General features: G+C 49.9%; 15 protein-coding genes. 10 read left to right on the top strand and 5 right to left on the bottom strand.

What is annotated here, in order from left to right:
- Positions 1-14 precede the first annotated feature (14 nt).
- On the top strand, positions 15-1,664 hold the full coding sequence (locus tag GA0116948_RS18560; RefSeq protein ID WP_089714983.1) for a TonB-dependent receptor: 1,650 nt from the start codon (positions 15-17) through the stop codon (positions 1,662-1,664).
- 29 nt (positions 1,665-1,693) lie between these two features.
- Positions 1,694-2,659, top strand: a complete 966-nt coding sequence (locus tag GA0116948_RS18565) for an HU domain-containing protein (protein WP_089714986.1) — start codon at positions 1,694-1,696, stop codon at positions 2,657-2,659.
- Between the two features lie 65 nt (positions 2,660-2,724).
- Here GA0116948_RS18565 and GA0116948_RS18570 read toward each other — a convergent pair whose 3' ends face one another.
- Positions 2,725-3,636: an SDR family oxidoreductase gene (locus tag GA0116948_RS18570; RefSeq protein ID WP_089714987.1), complete on the bottom strand. Its 912-nt coding sequence runs from the start codon at positions 3,634-3,636 to the stop codon at positions 2,725-2,727.
- Between the two features lie 19 nt (positions 3,637-3,655).
- Positions 3,656-5,794: a prolyl oligopeptidase family serine peptidase gene (locus GA0116948_RS18575; protein WP_089714989.1), complete on the bottom strand. Its 2,139-nt coding sequence runs from the start codon at positions 5,792-5,794 to the stop codon at positions 3,656-3,658.
- Positions 5,795-5,929: 135 nt separating this feature from the next.
- On the opposite strand from GA0116948_RS18575, the gene pfkA reads away from it, so the two are divergent.
- Positions 5,930-6,910 (top strand): 6-phosphofructokinase, encoded by a 981-nt coding sequence (gene pfkA / locus GA0116948_RS18580; protein WP_089714991.1) that lies wholly within the window; start codon positions 5,930-5,932, stop codon positions 6,908-6,910.
- A gap of 12 nt (positions 6,911-6,922) precedes the next feature.
- A complete protein-coding gene (gene pyk, locus GA0116948_RS18585; protein ID WP_089714993.1) occupies positions 6,923-8,413 on the top strand; it encodes a pyruvate kinase in 1,491 nt (496 codons plus the stop codon).
- 135 nt (positions 8,414-8,548) lie between these two features.
- On the opposite strand, the gene GA0116948_RS18590 is transcribed toward pyk, so the two are convergent.
- On the bottom strand, positions 8,549-9,739 hold the full coding sequence (locus tag GA0116948_RS18590) for an MFS transporter (RefSeq protein ID WP_089715075.1): 1,191 nt from the start codon (positions 9,737-9,739) through the stop codon (positions 8,549-8,551).
- 145 nt (positions 9,740-9,884) lie between these two features.
- On the opposite strand from GA0116948_RS18590, the gene GA0116948_RS18595 reads away from it, so the two are divergent.
- The 6 genes from GA0116948_RS18595 (at position 9,885) to GA0116948_RS18620 (ending at position 15,871) form a co-directional block, all read left to right on the top strand.
- On the top strand, positions 9,885-11,237 hold the full coding sequence (locus GA0116948_RS18595) for an NAD-dependent succinate-semialdehyde dehydrogenase (protein ID WP_089714995.1): 1,353 nt from the start codon (positions 9,885-9,887) through the stop codon (positions 11,235-11,237).
- Positions 11,238-11,356: 119 nt separating this feature from the next.
- On the top strand, positions 11,357-12,307 hold the full coding sequence (gene coaA, locus GA0116948_RS18600; RefSeq protein WP_089714997.1) for a type I pantothenate kinase: 951 nt from the start codon (positions 11,357-11,359) through the stop codon (positions 12,305-12,307).
- 41 nt (positions 12,308-12,348) lie between these two features.
- Entirely contained in the window at positions 12,349-12,840 is a 492-nt protein-coding gene (locus tag GA0116948_RS18605) for a PH domain-containing protein (RefSeq protein WP_089714999.1), read from the top strand.
- A gap of 457 nt (positions 12,841-13,297) precedes the next feature.
- Positions 13,298-13,930 carry a redoxin domain-containing protein gene (locus GA0116948_RS18610; protein ID WP_089715001.1) on the top strand — a complete coding sequence of 211 codons (633 nt, stop codon included), beginning with the start codon at positions 13,298-13,300 and terminating at the stop codon, positions 13,928-13,930.
- Between the two features lie 124 nt (positions 13,931-14,054).
- Positions 14,055-15,581, top strand: a complete 1,527-nt coding sequence (locus GA0116948_RS18615) for a hypothetical protein (protein WP_089715003.1) — start codon at positions 14,055-14,057, stop codon at positions 15,579-15,581.
- Positions 15,582-15,595: 14 nt separating this feature from the next.
- A complete protein-coding gene (locus GA0116948_RS18620) occupies positions 15,596-15,871 on the top strand; it encodes a hypothetical protein (RefSeq protein ID WP_123891735.1) in 276 nt (91 codons plus the stop codon).
- Positions 15,872-15,883: 12 nt separating this feature from the next.
- Here the strand turns inward: GA0116948_RS18620 and GA0116948_RS18625 are convergent, their stop codons facing one another.
- Positions 15,884-16,906 carry a dipeptide epimerase gene (locus tag GA0116948_RS18625; RefSeq protein WP_089715007.1) on the bottom strand — a complete coding sequence of 341 codons (1,023 nt, stop codon included), beginning with the start codon at positions 16,904-16,906 and terminating at the stop codon, positions 15,884-15,886.
- Between the two features lie 107 nt (positions 16,907-17,013).
- On the bottom strand, positions 17,014-18,921 hold the full coding sequence (gene dnaK, locus GA0116948_RS18630) for a molecular chaperone DnaK (protein ID WP_089715009.1): 1,908 nt from the start codon (positions 18,919-18,921) through the stop codon (positions 17,014-17,016).
- Between the last annotated feature and the right edge of the window lie 270 nt (positions 18,922-19,191).

Raw genomic sequence — 19,191 nt, forward strand, 5'->3', positions numbered from 1 at the left:
CAGCCCTGTTACGCATGAATACTACGCAACATCATCTGAAATATATGCTGCCCGCCGTACTGGCGCTGGGCCTGGCCAACACGACACATGCACAGCAGAAAGACAGTAAGCTGAAGCAGGAAACTATCGATATTATTTCTTCTTATCAGCCCAAACTACGGGAGGCTACCAAGCTAAATCTTACCGCCTCACTGCCCGACCGCGATACTACCCGGCCACGGCTCACGTACAATGTGCCATCGCTAAACCTGAACTTCCTTTACCAGCCCATTCACCTGCAACCGCTGGCACTGGGCAAAGATTCGCTGCCACCCTTGCAGAACAATTTTATCAAGGTGGGCTATGGTAATCTAAGTTCTCCGCTGGTGCAAGTAGGCTTTGGCAGCAACCGGAACCAAAAATTCAACTACGGCATTTTTGGCAACTACCAGTCTTCCAAAGGCAAGGATATTAAATACCAGGATTATTCCAACCTCAATGTAGGGGCAGCCGGTACCTACCTGTCTCCTTTGTTTGAGATCAAGGCGGGTATTGGCTTTGATCAAAACATAGTGCATTATTATGGATACGATCATGCCGCCCTGCCGGGTCTTGGCAAAAACGATGTAAAACAGATTTTTAACCAGGGTAGCGCCAGCATAGGCCTGAAAAACCGTCCCAACAACGATTGGGCATTTTCCTATGCCCCTCATGTGCAGTTCTATTTTTTCGGCGATCACTTTAAACGCAATGAAAGCACCGTGATCCTGAATGTACCCCTGAGCCAGCAGATATTTGAGGATATTTATATCCGTGCAGAAGGCATCGTAGACCTGTCTACTTTTAATGAAGACAACCGCGACCGCATTAACAATAACCTGGTGGCTATTCATCCTGCGGTGGATATTGATAAGCCAGGATTTGTGCTACATGCCGGTGTAAACCCCACCTGGACCAACTCCAAGTTTTATCTCCTGCCAGACATCGTGAATGAATCGCACCTGATCCGTAAAAAACTGATCCTGAGCAGCGGCTGGATTTCTTATTTTGATAAAAACAGCTACCGCAACCTGGCCAACCGGAACCCATTCCTGGCGGGCCTTCCCAATGGAATGCTCAATACGCGCATCGAGGAAAAATATACTGGCATCAAAGGAACCCTGGGCAGTCATTTTAATTACAACACCAAGTTTGGTGCCGTAACCTGGAGCAACCTGCCCCTGTTTGTAAGCGATACCACCACTTCCTATAAATTCAGCACCCGCAACGAATCTCAGCTCAAAGCTTTTGAACTACACGCAGAGGTAGGCTATGTGCAGGAAGAAAAATTCCAGGCCCGCGCCAGCGTAGACTGGTTCAACTATGGCAAGCAGGAAACTGAGGCGAAACCCTGGGGTATGGTACCTTTTCAGGCCGACCTGTTTGCAGAATACACCTTTGTGAAAAAACTGCGGGTACATGCAGACCTGTTTTCCCTGAGCGGCAGCAATTACTTCGTGGCCAACAATAACTTCGGAAAAACAAAAAGTGCGCTAGACCTCAATGCCGGTGCGAGTTACGACATTGGTAAACACTTCCAGGTATGGATCACGGCCAATAACATTTTTAATACACATTACCAGCGCTGGTATGGCTACCAGAGTTATGGAACCAATGTGTTAGGTGGTGTGATGTTTAAATTTTAATGTAAACTTGTGCAAATAATTCACCCGTTTTGATAATACAACAATACCTACAGGAAGTGCTGTTTGGCCAGCAGGTGTGCGTGGTACCGCGTATCGGTACCTTCACCTTGCAACGTATTCCCGCCCGCTATAATGCCACCGACCGTACGCTTTCGCCCCCCCAGCAAGTGATTGCCTTCTCCCCCTTATGGGACGACGACGGCATTTGTTTGCATTGGATAGCCCAGAAGGAAAACCTGCTGGATTATGCCGCCGAAATCCGTCTCAATAAAGGGCTGGATGAAATACTAGGCCCTTTGGCTGCGGGGGAAAAAGTACACCTGCAGGGTATTGGCAGCTTGTTGCAGGATGAACATGGATCTATCAGTTTCCAGCCCGACGTGCTACCGGGCCACATGGATACCTTGACCATGCCACCACACAACCGCTATGTGCCGGTAGAACCCGAAATCCGCCTCCCGGAACCGGAACAAGGAGAAGCCGAACTGGAGGAAGCCGAAGCAAACGAGTTTCTTTCTGCATCCGACAACACGGGCGGCGACGTTTGGGACACTAGTCCAGAACGCCGCAAAAACCTGTGGTGGATAGCCATTCCCCTGGTGATCATTGCAGGCCTTACCGCCGCCGGCATCTGGTGGTATTCCAGCCAGCCCCCAGTCATAACACCTCCACCGGCCAAGCCAGCGCTGGATTCCAGCCTCACGCAACCAGCCGCCATGCAGGATACCACCGTGAAGCCTACCCCAGACACCCTAATGGCCGAAATGCCCGATGTAACGTATCGCATCGTTTTCCAAACCTACGCTTTGAAAGACAGTGCCAGGGCATATGCAAAGTTCAGGCAACTGAAAGTGGCTTTCAACAACGTGATCATTTATCCAACGCCTGATACTACATTTTACCGCATAGCATTACCTTCTGTAGCCGTAGACACGGCCAGCAATATGGAAGTAATGCGGCAATACCAGCGGGGCAAGGTCTTCATAGAACATTAAAAATTATTGGCTAATAAAAAAAGGCTATTCCAATAAAAAGACCGGCTTTTCTTATGCATACAGGGCTATGCCTGCGACGAAGCCTGTAGTTGCCCGGCCACAATTTCCAACCCTTCCGCAAAACTTTTCGGTTGATATCCCAGCACCTTCCTAGCCTTTTCTATGATAAATCCCGTTCTGGCCGGGCGTGCCCCCACCTGGGTGAAGGTTTGGGCCGTTACCTCTTGCAGCAGCCCTGCATCCAGCTTTAAAAAGGCAGCTACCTTTAGGGCCATCTGGTAAGGCGTGAGCAATTCGCTGCCCGAAATATTATAAACGCCATTTGCACGCTGATCTGCCACCAGCTTGCACCCCCGTGCAAGATCCTGCACCAGCGTGGGCGTACGCCACTGGTCGTTCACTACTTTTATAGGATTGCCCTGTTCCAGATTTTGTTTTACCCAGGTAATAAAATTGCTGCGGCGAAGGTCGTCCGCCACCCCATAAACCAGCACTGTTCGCACAATGGCCCAGGCTAGCCCCGACTGCATCACCAGCCGTTCTGCGGCCACCTTGCTGGCACCGTAATTATTGATGGGATGGGGCAAATCGTTCTCCCGGTAAGGCCCTGCAAGCCCGTCGAAAATAAAATCGGTAGAAAGTTGCAGAAAAAAGGCATGTAGTGGCAGGGCCGCTTGCAGCAGGTAGCTGGTAGCATCTACATTGGCTGCCCAGCAGGCGGCTTTATCGCGTTCGCAATCGTCTACCTGGCTCATAGCGCCAGCATGAATGATAATGGCTGGCGCATGCTTTTCTAGGCATGCCTGCACCGCCGCCTGTTGGGTAAGCTCCAGCGGTTCGTAGACGTAGCCAGCCTGTTGGCGCAGGCGGTTTTCCCCTCGGCCCGTGGCAACGATCTGGTAACGCGGATCTTGCAGGAATGCTTGAACCAGGTATTGACCCAGCAAGCCATTGCTACCGGTGATAAACACCTTCATGATGGATCTTTTGTTTTTTTCACTCTTTGAAAGGCATGCCCAGGTTCCACATGGTGAAGGCCATTACATCGGTGGCCTCGTCTATCTGTTTGGAAGTGGGTTTGCCGGCCCCGTGTCCAGCCTGCGTTTCAATGCGAATTAACACCGGGTTGGGGCCGCCCTGATCTGCCTGCAAGGTGGCGGCAAATTTAAACGAGTGAGCTGGCACCACACGATCATCATGATCCGCCGTAGTTACCAGCGTGGCCGGGTAGCTACTACCTTTTTTCAGGTTGTGCAATGGGGAGTATCGCAGCAGGTATTTAAATTGTTCGGCATTATCGCTGCTACCATATTCGGTGGCCCAGGCCCATCCAATAGTAAATTTCTGGAAGCGCAGCATATCCATTACGCCTACTGCGGGCAGGGCCACTTTAAAAAGTTCCGGCCGCTGCGTCATACAGGCACCTACCAGGAGTCCTCCATTAGAACCGCCCCGAATGGCTATTTTGGACGAATTGGTGTACCGCTCCCGGATCAGGAATTCCGCCGCGCCTATGAAATCATCGAACACGTTTTGCTTTTTCTCCAACATGCCGCCCTTATGCCAGGCCTCGCCATACTCGCTGCCGCCGCGCAGGTTTACCACGGCGTAGATACCCCCCTGCTCCATAAAAAAGAGGTTAGACACGCTAAAGGCCGGCGTCATGGGAATATTAAAGCCGCCATATCCATACAGCAGCACTGGCGCAGCACCATTGGGTTGAAGGCCTTTTTTACCGGAAAGGAAAATGGGTACCTGGGTACCGTCTTTACTCGTAAAAAACACCTGTTTGGTTTCAAAATCACCCGGGTTAAACTTTAATTCCGAACTACGGTACAACGTGGAGGATCCTGTTTTTATATCATAAGCATAGGTACTGGCAGGAGTTACAAAAGCTGTAAAGGTGTAAAACAACTGATCGTCATCCCGGCTGGCATAAAAACCATCCACCGTACCGATGCCTGGCAGTGCCACCGTATGTTCCAGCTTGCCTTTATAATCATATTGCACTACCTGCGAAGCGGCATCTTTTAAATAATTGGCAAACAGTTTACCCCCAGCGGTACCCACCTGTTCCAATATCTGCGGTTTTTCAGGGATGACCGTTCTCCAGTTACTTTGTGCGGGATGTTTAGGATCTACCAACACCACCTTGTAATTGGGTGCATCATGGTTAGTGCGCACCAGCAACTGATCGCCATCATTATCGATCACGGTAGGCTCGTAATCAAATCCTTTGATCAATAATTTCAGTTCCTGTTGGTGGGGATCTTGCAGGTCCTTGAACCACAGTTCCGCGCCGCTGGTGCCCTCACTGGTTTCAATAATGAGAAAGCGTTCGTCTTCCGTAACGCCCGCATGTGCATTGCGCAGCGGGTGTTCTTTATCCACGTATATTAATTCATCTTTACTTTGCGGATCGCCCAGGTGGTGGTAATACACCTTATGAAATTCGTTCTTACCCGACAGTTTGCTTTTTTCGGTGGGCGCATCGTAGCGGCTGTAATAAAAACCATTGCCCCGCCAGGATATGCCACTGAATTTTATCCATTCCAGCTTGTCGGGCAGCGGCTGCCTGGTGGCCACATCCATCACACGCCCCTCCTGCCAGTCGGAACCAGCGCCGGCTGTAAGCAGCGCTACATATTTGCGGTCTTTTGAAAAGCTAATGCTACCCAGGGCTACGGTACCATTGGCAGACAACGTATTAGGATCTATGAATACCTCCGGTGTTCCCTGCAAACCTTCCTGGCGATACAATACCGCCTGGTTTTGCAGGCCATCATTTTTATAGAAATAATAAAATTTGCCACGGCGGAAAGGAGCGCTCAAACGAGGGTAGTTCCATAATTGTTCTAGCCGCTGGTGAATGTTGCTACGGAAGGGAATGCGCTGTAAGTAAGATTGGGTAAGCTCATTTTGGGCCACTACCCAGTCGTGGGTTTCGGCGCTATGATCGTCTTCCAGCCAGCGGTACGGATCTGCTATGTCGGTACCGTGGTAATGATCAATGGTATCGGTGCGCCGGGTTTCCGGATAGTGGATCGTAGGCTGCTGCTCTGCGGTTACTTTTTCTGTCATAATTACACTGATCGTTAAGCAAAAGAATAAAATGGGATTAATATTTTTTAGCATACCAGCATTTTTTAAAAATTTCGGTGGTTCTTTAAATTAATTTAAAAAATGGCCTAATTCATAAGATAACATTACGAAAACAATTGCAAAATGCTATTTTTGTGCGCTCTTGTGATATTCTTTTAGCAATTTACTATGAAAAAAGTGAACAACATTGCGGTGCTTACCTCTGGTGGCGACGCGCCTGGCATGAATGCGGCGGTGCGAGCGGTGGTAAGGACAGGCATTTATCACGATCTCAATGTGTACGGCGTGATGTATGGCTACCGCGGCCTGCTTACCGACGACATTTTCCCCATGGAGTCTAAGTCCGTAGCCAATATCATCCAGCGTGGCGGCACCGTGCTGAAAACGGCGCGTTGCCTGGAATTTTACGAGTTTGAAGGACGCCAGAAAGCATATGAAAATTTAAAAAAGAGAAATATTGAAGGGCTGGTAGTAATAGGGGGCGACGGAAGTTTCAACGGCGCCATGAAGTTCAGCCAGGAATTTGACATACCTTGCATCGGCTTACCGGGTACTATCGACAAAGATATTGCCGGTACCGATTTCACCATCGGATTTGATACGGCTGTAAACACCGCCGTGGAAGCTATCGATAAGATACGCGACACGGCCGATGCGCACGACCGCCTTTTTATCATCGAAGTAATGGGCCGCGACGCGGGCTACCTGGCCCTGCACAGCGGCATTGCCACGGGTGCGGAAAATATCCTCATCCCCGAGCATACCACTACGGTAGACGATATCATTAACGACCTGCAGGCCAACGAACGCCGTAAAAAAATGGTGAACCTCATTGTAGTAGCCGAAGGTCATGAAGCCGGCGGTGCCAATGGGCTGGCCAAACGGGTAAAGGAAAAATGCCCTCAGCTAGACACCAAAGTGTGCATACTGGGTCATATCCAACGCGGAGGCTCCCCTTCTACCATGGATCGTATACTGGCCAGCCGTATGGGCTATGCCGCAGTAGATGCGCTCCTGGAAGGCATTCACAACGTAATGATCGGCATCGTTAATGATAAAGTAGCCTACACACCGCTTGATAAGGCCGTAAAAGCCAAACAAGAGATCGATCCCGAATGGTTTAAGATTGTTAAAATACTTGCGAGTTAAAATACCTGAACTATGAGCACTAAAGACTTGTCGAAATACTATCACAAGGAGATGAACAATGAAGCAGCCCGAGAACATGCTTTTCACAAAACCAAGATTGTTGCTACAGTAGGCCCCGCCTGCGATACTTACGAAAAATTGCTGGAACTGGTGGTAGCAGGTGTAAATGTTTTCCGCCTCAACTTCAGCCACGGCGCCCATGAAGATAAAAAACGTATTATCGGTTACATTCGCCAGATCAATGAAACACAGCCTTACAATGTGTCTATCCTGGCAGACCTGCAAGGTCCTAAATTGCGGGTAGGCGAAATCGAAAACAACGCCCTCCCACTGCACAAAGGCGATATCCTCACCTTCACTTCCAAAGAAAAAGTAGTCGGTACCAAAGACTTGATCTATGTGTCGTATCCCGACCTGGACAAAGACCTGCGACCCGGCCAGAAAATATTGATCGACGACGGTAAGATAGAAACCGTTGTGAAAGAAATTACGAAAGATGGTTTGATTAAGGCCGAAGTAAGCCTGGGAGGCATCCTGTCGTCTAAAAAAGGCTTCAACCTGCCAGACACCAAGGTATCTTTGCCCGCTCTCACGGAAAAGGATGAAGTAGATCTCCAGTTCATCATTGACCAAGAATGCGACTGGGTAGCCCTGTCGTTTGTGCGGGAAGTGGAAGACCTGCTGTTGCTGCGCTCCCGCCTGAAAGCCCGCAATTCCAAAATCAAGGTGATCTCTAAAATTGAGAAACCGGAAGCCATCCGCAACCTGAAAGAAATTATCTGGGAAAGCGATGGCGTGATGATTGCCCGCGGCGATCTTGGCGTGGAATTGCCGGTAGAGCAGATCCCGATGATCCAGAAAGACATTATCCGCAAATGTATACACCGCGCCAAACCGGTGATCGTAGCTACCCAGATGATGGAAAGCATGATAGACCGTAGCCGGCCAAATCGCAGCGAAATTACCGACGTAGCCAATGCCGTGCTGGAAGGCGCCGACGCCGTAATGCTGAGTGGCGAAACCGCCACGGGACAACACCCCACGCTGGTGATTGAAACAATGGTGAAGATCATCAAGGAAGTAGAAAAAGAAGAAATTATCTACAACCGTAACCTGATCCCCCACCGTCACTCCCCTACCTTTCTGAGCGATGCACTGGTGTACAACGCCGCTAAAATTGCAGAAGACCTGGATGCAGAAGCCCTGATCGGTATGACCCAAAGTGGCTACACCGGTTTCATGCTGAGCAGCTACCGCCCTAAGTCGCCGTTGTATATCTTTACCAAGGAAAAAACACTCGTAAATCAATTGAGCCTGAGCTGGGGCGTACGTGCGTTCTACTACGCCGAAGAACCCGCCCTGGATCAAATCATCATCGACCAGCTCGATATTCTGAAGCAACGCGGCTTCCTGCAACATGGAGATGTGGCCGTGAACACAGGCTCCACACCAGTAGAGCAGCATTTGCCAACGAATGTGCTGAAGATTACGCGGGTAGAATAATATTTGAAACTGTTTTTAGCAGCGCCGCAGCATGATAGTTGCGGCGCTTTTTTGTTGCAGCTGATCGCAGTAAATAAAACGCCGGAATACTTGCCCTGCAAGCCTTCCGGCGTTTTTATATAAGCGGCACCCTTGTTATGCACGCTTAAAGCCGGCATCTTCTATTGCGGCGTCTTTTTTATAAGTAAGCAAGTAAATGCTCAACGCAATGCACATGAGCAACACCGCCGCCAGGCACACCCCTGGCCAGTGGCCAATGGGCCACACCCAAAGGCCAATGGCGGAACCGGTGGCCGTACCAATAAAGCTGAAGGTCATGTACACCGTATTTAGCCGGTTACGGGCGGCGGGATTGAGGGCGTATATGCGGGTTTGATTGGATACGTGTATCCCCTGCTGGCCCAGGTCTATAGCTACTATGCCCAACAGGATAGCGAAGATATGGGTACGGAAAAAATAAAACAGGAAGAACCCCAGGAACACGAAACCTATGCCGTATCCCACTGCAATGCGCGGGTTTTTATTATCCGCAATTTTACCGATCAGCGGGGCGCACAACGCACCAGCAGCGGCTGCCAAACCCATGGAACCAATTACATCACTCTTATAGGAAAAGGGCGGGGCAGACAAAAGGAAGGTAAGCGTAGTCCAGAACAGGCCGAACATCGCAAAACTACACATGCTAATGGCAGTGGCCTCCCGCAGTAGCGGCTCCGTTTTAATGAGGTGCAGCAAGGATTTCATCAATTGTCCATAACTGCCGTTATAAGATGGTTTACTGGAGGGAAAGGTTACCGCCATCAGAATTACCATGGCCAGGGTGATCCCTGCGGCAATGGCAAACATCACCTGCCAGCCCCAGTATTTTCCCACGAAACCACTCAGCGTACGAGATAACAAAATACCTACCAGCAGCCCGCTCATGATGGTGCCGATCACCCCGCCACGTTCTTTGGCATCGGCCAGGTGGGCTGCCATAGGTATAATTAGCTGGGGAATGATGGACGTGAAACCAATGAAAAAACCTGCCGTTTTGAGCAGATCAGGATTAGGCGCTACCGCAGACGCGGCCAACGCCAGCGTGGAAAAGATGCCCATGATGATGATCTGTTTTTTGCGTTCCAGCATATCCCCCAGCGGCACACAAAATAGAAGGCCCATCGCATACCCCATCTGCGTGAAAAACGTTACCTGCCCGGCTTCACTTTCTGTAATATGAAAATCACGTTGGATAAGGCTTAGCAGCGGCTGACTGTAGTAAATGTTTGCCACGATAAGTCCCGTGCAAACTGCCATGATCAGGATAGTCGATTTCTTAAGTGCCATTATTAGTTCCCGTATTTTTACCAACACAAAGGTACACATTCGAAAAAAGCAGCCGTTATTAACTTTAATGATATTTAACTTAAGCTATTGTACTTTTATAAGGCACGATCATTGACCTTTTTTCTACCAACAAATAGCATTCACCATGTTCAAAAGTATATATCCTTTTACCGGCGAGCAGGTAGCCGAGTACCAGCCCCATACACCGGAACAGGTTACTGCCATCATCGCTAATGCTGCGCGTGCATTTACCACCTTGCAAGCCACCACGCTGCAGCAACGCTGCGACTGGATGCGGGCCACCGCGCAACATCTCAAAGACAAGGCTGCCGAATATGGCGCCCTGATTACCCGGGAAATGGGCAAAACCCTTAAAGAAGCTACCGCCGAAGTGAATAAGTGCGCCGACTCGGCGCTGTATTACGCAGACCAGGCACCTGCCATGCTGGAAGATCGCCTTATTAAAACCGAAGCCCGCGCCAGCTATGTGAGTTATCAACCCCTAGGTACGGTGCTGGCCATTATGCCATGGAACTTCCCCTTTTGGCAGGTGTTCCGTTTTGCCATACCCAACCTGCTGGCTGGCAATACCGGCCTGTTAAAACATGCCAGCAATGTAAGTGGCTGCGCCCTGGCCCTGGAAGCCATATTCAGAGAAGGTGGCTTCCCTGAATATGCCTTTCAGGCCCTGCTTATTTCCTCCGATCACATAGAACCCGTCATAGCAGATGCCCGCATCCAGGGCGTAACCCTCACCGGCAGCACCCCGGCAGGCCGCAGCGTGGGCGCACTGGCAGGCAAGTATTTAAAGAAAAGTGTATTGGAACTGGGAGGCAGCGATCCCTTTATCGTACTGCGGGATGCAGACCTGGACAAAGCCGCCACTACGGCGGTACTTAGCCGCATGCAGAATGCCGGGCAAAGCTGCATCGCCGCCAAGCGCTGGATCGTGGAGGCGCCGGTAGTGGAGGCTTTTACGGAGAAAGTAAAAAATATTCTCGCCAGCAAAATACAGGGCGACCCTTTCAAGGATGCCACCGATATAGGTCCTATGGCCCGTCCGGATCTGGCGCAAGCACTTAGCAAACAGCTAGTCCAAAGCGTAGCCGCCGGCGCCCGCCTGGAAATGGGCGGAGGCGTGCAGGGCTGCAATTTTACCCCTGCCCTGCTCTCCGGCGTACAGCCCGGCATGACCGCCTATGCTGAAGAAACATTTGGTCCCCTGGCCGCCATCATACCCGCCGCTTCCGCAGCAGCAGCTATTGCGCTGGCCAACGACTCCTCCTTTGGCCTGGGTGCCTCCCTGTGGACTCAGGATTTGGAAAAGGCCCGCCTCCTGGCTGCCCAGGTACAAAGCGGCAGTGTATTCGTAAATAGCCTCATGCGCTCCGACGCCCGCCTGCCCTTCGGCGGCATCAAGGAATCGGGGTATGGCCGGGAGCTTTCTGTGGAAGGAATGCACGAATTCCTGAATATTAAGACGGTATATATGGAGTAAGCAGGAAGGGTGGCCATGCACCGGGTATAATGGCATAAAACCGCCTGTACAATGTGTTTTGTACCTAGTACATTGTACTCATTTTAACCCTACCTTTACGCCCGCAACAAGATCAGGCTATGACTTTTGAGAAAACAGCTCGGTATTCTCCCTACCTCACCATTGCCAGGGAGGACTGGGCCAGCAGAAGCGATGATGCCATGCTCCACGTTTTTGAAAAAGACATGGATGCCCTGCGAGGTATGAACGAACCACTCACGATTGGCGAGATTACTGAAGTATATGTGCCCCTGTCCCGGCTCATTAATTTTTATGTAGCGGCGGCGCAGGAATTATACTCCCGTACCAGTCATTTCCTGGGCAGCAAGGTGCACAAAGTGCCCTATATTATTGGGATAGCCGGCAGTGTAGCCGTGGGCAAAAGTACCACCGCACGCGTGTTACAGCGCCTGCTCAGCGCCTGGCCCAACCATCCTAAGGTAGACCTGGTGACCACCGATGGTTTCCTTTACCCCAACCGGGTGCTGGAACAACGGCAACTGATGAACCGAAAGGGATTTCCCGAAAGTTATGATATCCGTGGCCTCATGCACTTTCTGGGAGAGGTAAAAAGCGGGCGGGAACGCGTGGCCGCACCCATGTACTCCCACCTGGAATACGACATCCTGCCCGGGCAGTACCAGTGGGTGGAATCGCCCGATATCGTAATCGTGGAAGGCATTAATGTATTACAGGTAAAGCAACGTCCCGAAAAAGAAAATGCCGTATTCGTATCCGACTTTTTCGACTTCTCTATTTACGTAGACGCCAAGGAACACGACCTGCGACAGTGGTATATTGAACGCTTCCAACGCCTGCGCCATACTGCTTTCCAGAACGAAGCATCTTTCTTTCACCGCTATGCCAACCTTAATGACGAGGAAACCATTCAAATGGCTATTAAGATCTGGAATACCATTAACAAACCCAACTTAGTGGAAAATATACGCCCCACCAGGTACCGCTCCAGCCTTATACTGGAAAAAGGAAAAGATCACTTTGTACAATCTGTTCAGCTACGAAAGATCTAACGCCTTTTGCCTAACTTAGAAGTAGTCATTTTCTTTATTCCATGCGTTATAATTTGAGTTTCGATCCCGTTGTAAAGATCCTTACCAATATTATCATACTGCTTGCCCTGGGCTTACTGGGCCTGCAAACCTTTGCGCGGTTTGCCGGCGCTGGCGGCTGGCTTTCGTTGGGCATTTTGGTGCTGGCCATTTTTGTGAGCTGGGGCCTGCACCCGCAGTACTACTTTGTGAGCGATCGCAGCATCATCATACAGCGACCTTTTCGTAATATCCGCATTCCGCTGCACACCGTTATCCATGTGCGGCCCATCGTGGGAGGCGAACTAGGCGTGAACTACCGCCGTTTCGGCATCGGGGGCCTCTTTGGGTACATGGGCAGCTACAAATCCAGCCGTATAGGCCGTTACCAGATGTGGGCCACTAATCGCGACTCCCTGGTAGTGATCGAAACTGAAAAATATAAATACATTGTAAGCCCAGATCTTCCCCTGCACTTCACGAACGATATTAATAGCCGCCGTTACCAACAATAAACTACGTGTATACATTACCGTTATAAGCATCCCTTTCCTCCAGGCTGGATTATACTTTCAGAACATCTCCTAGCATCCATGTAGCCCCCTTCGCTTTCATCTTCGCAAGGAAGTCAAACCCAAGCAATCTAAGGGAAACACTGCGCGGCGGTGGCAAATACCTGCATAAAATACTATAAAAAAGAGGCAATGCCAGGGGATTAATATTCTAACTAATTGAATACAAACAACTTGAAAAATATTTTTTTATTAGTCTACTAAACCTGTAGGTTATTAGTAGAATTACCCTATCTTTGTTTTACCGATCAAAAAGATATGTTTTATGCCTTTCAGTTATCACAATTACACCTACCGCCCATCTGTACGATGTTGATCTCGAAAACGCCCTATCATAGCGGATTCCCGCTCTTTTATTTTTGCAACATCACTTAGCATCACCCTCAAATCTTCCAATAACATGTCTACTCTCCATAGATACGCCGATATTCTCGATATTCAGTTTCCTGATCGCTTTGAATCACGCGGGGTACAGCGCGTTAAAATAAACCCACTCCGCAAAAATGACCGCTTTCCGGATGCCCTGTTGCGTAAAGACGCATTGGTAACACCGGCCAGCTTTTGGCCACATGATATTTCTATGCCACTGAGCCTTTTGCTGGACCGCCCACTGGTGGTGGCATTTTTTTCCGTGCATTGGAACCAGTATGGCCTGGATCTGCTGCAACACTTACAGGAATTGCATAACGATATTAAGGTAATGGGTGGCCGCCTGTTGCTAATCGCCGCCGAAGGCGAGCAAGTACTGCGTCCACTCGTGGAAAAGTACCAGCTTACTTTCCCGATCCTGCATGACCGTAACCATGGCATTGCCTCACTGGCAGGGATATACGAAAAAACAGATCCTATATGGGACCGCGTGTCCGGCATCAATGCAGACGTACCCATTCCGGCCACCTACGTGATCTCTCCAGCCCAGCAAATCAGCTTTGCCGCAGTAGATCCTTACTTCCAGCAAAAGCCCGATACCCGCGACCTGCTGAGCGCGGTGTACACCGCCCGCGAACAGGTACAACGCGTGCGGGTAGCCTAAGCACAGGAATCCCCTCTTTTGCATATAACGCCCGCCTTACGGACCACAAGCCGTAAGGCGGTTTGCTTTAGGGAAAAGCCCCTGCCACTTTTGGCTTACCTTTGCAGGAAACCCGGAAAAGGTTATGGCAACCATTAAGCTTATTCTTACCAATAAATCTGCCCTGGTTAAAAAGTATGGCCAGCAATACAAGGCCATCCTGGCCGATCTGCAAGCCATTCGCGTTGCAGATAAGCACAAAGGCATTGCCACCTCCATAATATTCCTGGACGACGCTTCCCAACTAAAAGCCTTCAAGGCCAAAGCCGTAAAAAACGCGGACAACCTGCAGCAGAACAAAAACGCGGTGGACGCGCTTTACAAGCATTTTAACCCAGCCTATATCCTGCTGGCCGGCGCGCAGGATATTATTCCTTTTCAACTATTGCAAAACCAACTGTTTGGGGAAGCGGATGAAGATCGTACCATTCCTAGCGACCTGCCCTACGCTTGCGATGTGGCTTTCGATACCAACGTCACAAAATTTGTGGCTCCTACCCGGGTGGTAGGCCGGCTACCGGATATACCCGGAAAGGCCGATGCCGCTTATTTTCACACGATAGCCCAACAGGCAGTTGCCGCCAAACCCGCCACAGCAGCCTCTTATAAGAACTATTTTGCCGTGAGCGTGCAGGAATGGCAAAAGAGTACCCGACAAAGCGTAACACATATTTTTGGCAATAGTACCCACCTGCTTATCAGCCCTTCCGCTGGTCCGGCATATACCGGTAAGCAACTCAGGGCCAAATCGCATTTTTATAATTGCCATGGTGCTCCGCTAGACCCCAACTATTACGGGCAGCAGGGGGCCAATTATCCTACTTCCCTCGAAGCGACCACCCTGCATAAGAAGCTCAGCGCCGGCACCATCGTGGCGGCAGAATGCTGCTATGGCGCACAGCTTTATAATCCTACCCTGCTGGAACCCTCCGCCCTGAGCGTGGCCAGTACTTACCTGGTAAATAAAGCTATTGCCTTCATGGGCAGTACTACCATTGCCTACGGGCCGGCAGATGGACAGGGACTGGCAGACCTGCTCACACAGTACTTTATGATGAATGTACTGAAGGGCGGCGCTTCTACTGGCCGTGCGCTACTGGAAGCCAGGCAGCGTTTCCTCACAGAAATGGGCCCCACGCTGGACCCCTATGAGCTGAAAACACTGGCCCAGTTTTACCTGCTCGGCGATCCTTCTGTAGTACCAGTTAAAGATGCAGCCACGGCACCGGACAAAACCCGCTCCAAAGGCATGGTGAATAGCGTTCAAAACCGTCGCGATAATATGGTCGCCAAGGGCCGGCTCCTGAATGGGTTCATTGTACCACCCCAAAAAACCAGGGCTACTCCGCTGAAATCCAACGTGGCGGAGGGATTAAATAGTTTACTGAAAGAACATAAATACAATAAAAAAGCAACGGACAAACAAACCTACATCAACAAAACCAGCATAGCCAGCAATCAACCCGGCCTGGGTGCCTACAAGACCACCATACGCTTTCACGTATATGCCACGTCCAAAACAAAAAATGGCCCCATCAAAGACTCCAGGGTACTGGTAGTGAAAGAAAAAGACAACGAGATACTTGGCTTCCGCGAATATGTGCGCCGCTAATTTTCAAATAAAAAATGATGTCAGACCAGCAAACAGATAATAACGGAAACGGCTATACGCTAATTACCATACGGGGTAAACTGGAACCGCGCGTGTTTGGCCGCACCACAAAAAGCGAGCATTGGGGCGTGTATATTGTAACGCCCGCCGCCGCCTACCTGATCCGCCCCTTGAACAGCAATCCCTTCATGCATAATCCCCTGGAACCCTTATGTGGCAAGACCATTGAGGCAGAGGGACATATCCATGACTATATATTTTTTGCCAAGCGTTGGAAGGTAGTGGAATAAGATATTAGCGGTTTAGTGCAGCGGATGTATTAACAGCGCGCCGGTGCCTGGCCGGTCGGCATAAATAATCTTACCATTTTCCATCCTTATGCCGGTGGCGATATCTTCCGCCAGGAGCAAGGGGCCATCCATATCGGTGTAATCAAGATAGGGCAGCAAATGGGCCACCGCAGAGGTACCTACCGTACTTTCGTTCATGCTGCCGGTCATTACCTTCATGCCTAGTTGCCTGGCTTCAAAGATCATACGCCGGGCAGGTGTAATACCACCGCATTTGGTGAGTTTGATATTGATGCCGTGAAAGAAGCCGGCACACCTGGCCACATCGCTTTCGGCAATACAACTTTCATCGGCCACCAGCGGCAAGGCACTTTTTTCGTACACCTCCCGCATGCCCTCCCATTGATCCGCGGGCATGGGCTGCTCAATAAACTCCACTCCCAGCCTGGCCAGTGCATCGGCATTCCGCAACGTTTCCTCCACGGTCCAGGCACAGTTGGCATCCACGCGAAAAACGGCATCTGTATGCTGCCGCAGCGTTTTTATGATCCCAATATCGTGGGGGGTGCCTAGTTTAATTTTGTAAATGGGCCAGGGTACTTCCTTAAGTTTGGCCACCATGTTTTCCAGGCTATCTATGCCAATGGTAAAGTCTGTCATAGGATTCCGGGAAATGTTCAGCCCCCAGCATTCGTATAGTTTTTTGCCCTGCATTTTAGCGTATAGATCGTGTGCGGCCATGTCCAGGGCGCAGAGGGCAAAGGGGTTGTGCTGCAACCGCGGGTACATGGTTTGCCAAAACGCTTCGGGCGTGTCCAGGGTGTAGTTTTCAATGAGGGGGCGATGGGCTTGGATGGCCTCCATCAGCATGGGTACGGTCATGTGGTAGTAAGCGTTGTCGGCGGTTTCTCCTAGCCCGTAGTGGCCGTCCTGGCCAAGCTGGGCCACCAGCAGCGGCTGCACGTCTTTGGATTTACGGGAAATAGTGAACGTATGTTTAAACTTTAAGGCGAATGGATAGAGTTGCAACTGCATAATATCAAAATTACGTTTTTACCACAGCGGCGCCACTACTGGAAATAAAAATGCCCCGGAACCAGTCCGGGGCATTTACCTGTTAACTTAATTCATCGTGTGATGAACTATTTTACTTCTTCAAACTCTGCGTCGGTTACGCCTTCGCCGGCTGCGCTGGCGCCTTCAGTACCACCGCCGGGCTGTGCACCGGGTTCCCCCTGTGGCGCGCCTTGAGATGCTTTGTACAACTCTTCGCTGGCGGCGGTCCAGGCAGTGTTCATTTCGTTCACTGCTACATCGATCTGGGCGATGTCCTGGCTGGCGTGTGCGGCCTTCAACTTGGTAAGGGCTGCATCGATCGGGGCTTTTTTATCGGCTGGGATCTTGTCGCCATATTCCTTCAGTTGTTTTTCGGTTTGGAATATCAGGCTATCGGCCTGGTTCACCTTTTCAATTTTATCTTTGGCTTCTTTATCCGTGGCTTCGTTGGCCTTGGCTTCTGCCTTCATTTTTTCCACTTCTTCCTTGCTCAATCCGGAACCAGCTTCGATGCGGATGTTCTGCGTTTTACCAGTACCCTGGTCTTTGGCAGTAACATGCAGGATACCGTTAGCATCGATATCGAAAATCACTTCGATCTTAGGAATGCCACGGGGAGCAGGCGGAATATCAGAAAGGATAAAACGGCCCAGGGTGCGGTTCTGGCTGGCTAAAGGACGTTCGCCCTGCAGCACATGAATTTCTACGCTGGGTTGGCTATCTGCCGCGGTAGAGAACGTTTCGGATTTTTTGGTAGGGATGGTCGTGTTAGACTCAATCAGTTTGGTGAACACGCCGCCCATGGTTTCTATACCCAATGAAAGTGGGGTAACGTCGAGCAGCAATACGTCTTTCACATCACCAGAGAGTACACCACCCTGAATGGCAGCGCCAATGGCCACTACTTCATCCGGGTTTACACCCTTGCTCGGCCGTTTGCCGAAGAATTTTTCTACTACTTCCTGGATTTTCGGAATACGGGTAGAACCACCTACCAGTATCACTTCGTCTATATCGGAAGTAGCCAAACCTGCGTCTTTCAGTGCTTTGCGGCAAGGTTCCAGTGTTCTTTCCACCAGGCTGTCGCTCAATTGTTCAAATTTAGCGCGGGTGAGTTTTTTCACCAGGTGTTTGGGAACGCCATCCACTGCGGTGATATAAGGAAGATTAATTTCAGTTTCCTGAGAAGAAGACAATTCTATCTTGGCTTTTTCTGCCGCCTCTTTCAAGCGCTGCCATGACATGGGATCTTTATGCAGGTCTACCGCTTCTTCTTTTTTGAATTCGTCGGCCAGCCAGTCCATGATCACTTTATCGAAGTCGTCACCACCCAGATGGGTATCACCATTGGTTGATTTTACTTCAAATACACCATCACCCAGTTCCAGGATAGAAACGTCGAAGGTACCGCCACCAAGGTCAAACACGGCGATTTTGCTATCAGCATGTTTTTTATCCATACCGTACGCCAGTGCAGCGGCGGTAGGTTCGTTGATAATACGACGAACATTCAGTCCTGCAATTTCGCCAGCCTCTTTGGTAGCCTGACGTTGTGCATCATTAAAGTAAGCTGGAACGGTAATTACCGCTTCATTTACTTCTTGTCCGAGGTAGTCTTCTGCGGTTTTCTTCATTTTCTGGAGAATCATCGCGGAAATTTCCTGCGGCGTATACAAGCGCCCGTCAATGTCGATACGGGTAGTATTATTTTCTCCTCTTGCTACTTTGTAGCTCCAATGTCCAATTTCATTGCCTACTTCTTCGAAGTTGCGGCCCATGAAACGTTTTACGGACATAATGGTGTTTACGGGATTCGTGATAGCCTGGCGTTTTGCCGGGTCACCTACTTTTCTTTCGCCGTTTTTCAAAAATGCTACAACGGAAGGCGTAGTCCTTCTGCCTTCATCGTTTGCGATCACTACCGGCTCGTTACCTTCCATAACGGCCACACATGAGTTGGTAGTGCCTAAGTCAATGCCTATTATTTTTCCCATAGTGATTATATTCTTTGCGTTGTAAGTCTTTGTGTTAGTGTTAGATTCAGGGTGAGTTTGTCAATGATTATGCCAAGCAAAATATTTATGCAATTATGTCAGTTGCGTTGTAAAACAGCCTATATTTGACGTAGAATTTTCCATTGTAAGTGACATAGCTGGCAGCGCTATATTGACTGTACGTCTGAAATACGAAATTTATCCTGCGGGTTTGTCATTACTAAGCGTTAATTACATAGTGGAATTGTATCAGTAAGACCCTTTTCCCCA

It is taken from the genome of Chitinophaga costaii (assembly GCF_900094705.1).
Classification (GTDB): domain Bacteria; phylum Bacteroidota; class Bacteroidia; order Chitinophagales; family Chitinophagaceae; genus Chitinophaga; species Chitinophaga costaii.

What these genes read in the sequence shown, in the direction of transcription:
- GA0116948_RS18570 (WP_089714987.1), bottom strand. Translation starts at nt 3,636, where the DNA reads ATGAAGGTGTTTATCACCGGTAGCAATGGCTTGCTGGGTCAATACCTG.
- GA0116948_RS18615 (WP_089715003.1), top strand. Translation starts at nt 14,055, where the DNA reads ATGGCAACCATTAAGCTTATTCTTACCAATAAATCTGCCCTGGTTAAA.
- pyk (WP_089714993.1), top strand. Translation starts at nt 6,923, where the DNA reads ATGAGCACTAAAGACTTGTCGAAATACTATCACAAGGAGATGAACAAT.
- GA0116948_RS18560 (WP_089714983.1), top strand. Translation starts at nt 15, where the DNA reads ATGAATACTACGCAACATCATCTGAAATATATGCTGCCCGCCGTACTG.
- GA0116948_RS18620 (WP_123891735.1), top strand. Translation starts at nt 15,596, where the DNA reads ATGATGTCAGACCAGCAAACAGATAATAACGGAAACGGCTATACGCTA.
- pfkA (WP_089714991.1), top strand. Translation starts at nt 5,930, where the DNA reads ATGAAAAAAGTGAACAACATTGCGGTGCTTACCTCTGGTGGCGACGCG.
- GA0116948_RS18605 (WP_089714999.1), top strand. Translation starts at nt 12,349, where the DNA reads ATGCGTTATAATTTGAGTTTCGATCCCGTTGTAAAGATCCTTACCAAT.
- GA0116948_RS18595 (WP_089714995.1), top strand. Translation starts at nt 9,885, where the DNA reads ATGTTCAAAAGTATATATCCTTTTACCGGCGAGCAGGTAGCCGAGTAC.
- coaA (WP_089714997.1), top strand. Translation starts at nt 11,357, where the DNA reads ATGACTTTTGAGAAAACAGCTCGGTATTCTCCCTACCTCACCATTGCC.
- GA0116948_RS18590 (WP_089715075.1), bottom strand. Translation starts at nt 9,739, where the DNA reads ATGGCACTTAAGAAATCGACTATCCTGATCATGGCAGTTTGCACGGGA.
- dnaK (WP_089715009.1), bottom strand. Translation starts at nt 18,921, where the DNA reads ATGGGAAAAATAATAGGCATTGACTTAGGCACTACCAACTCATGTGTG.
- GA0116948_RS18625 (WP_089715007.1), bottom strand. Translation starts at nt 16,906, where the DNA reads ATGCAGTTGCAACTCTATCCATTCGCCTTAAAGTTTAAACATACGTTC.
- GA0116948_RS18610 (WP_089715001.1), top strand. Translation starts at nt 13,298, where the DNA reads ATGTCTACTCTCCATAGATACGCCGATATTCTCGATATTCAGTTTCCT.
- GA0116948_RS18575 (WP_089714989.1), bottom strand. Translation starts at nt 5,794, where the DNA reads ATGCTAAAAAATATTAATCCCATTTTATTCTTTTGCTTAACGATCAGT.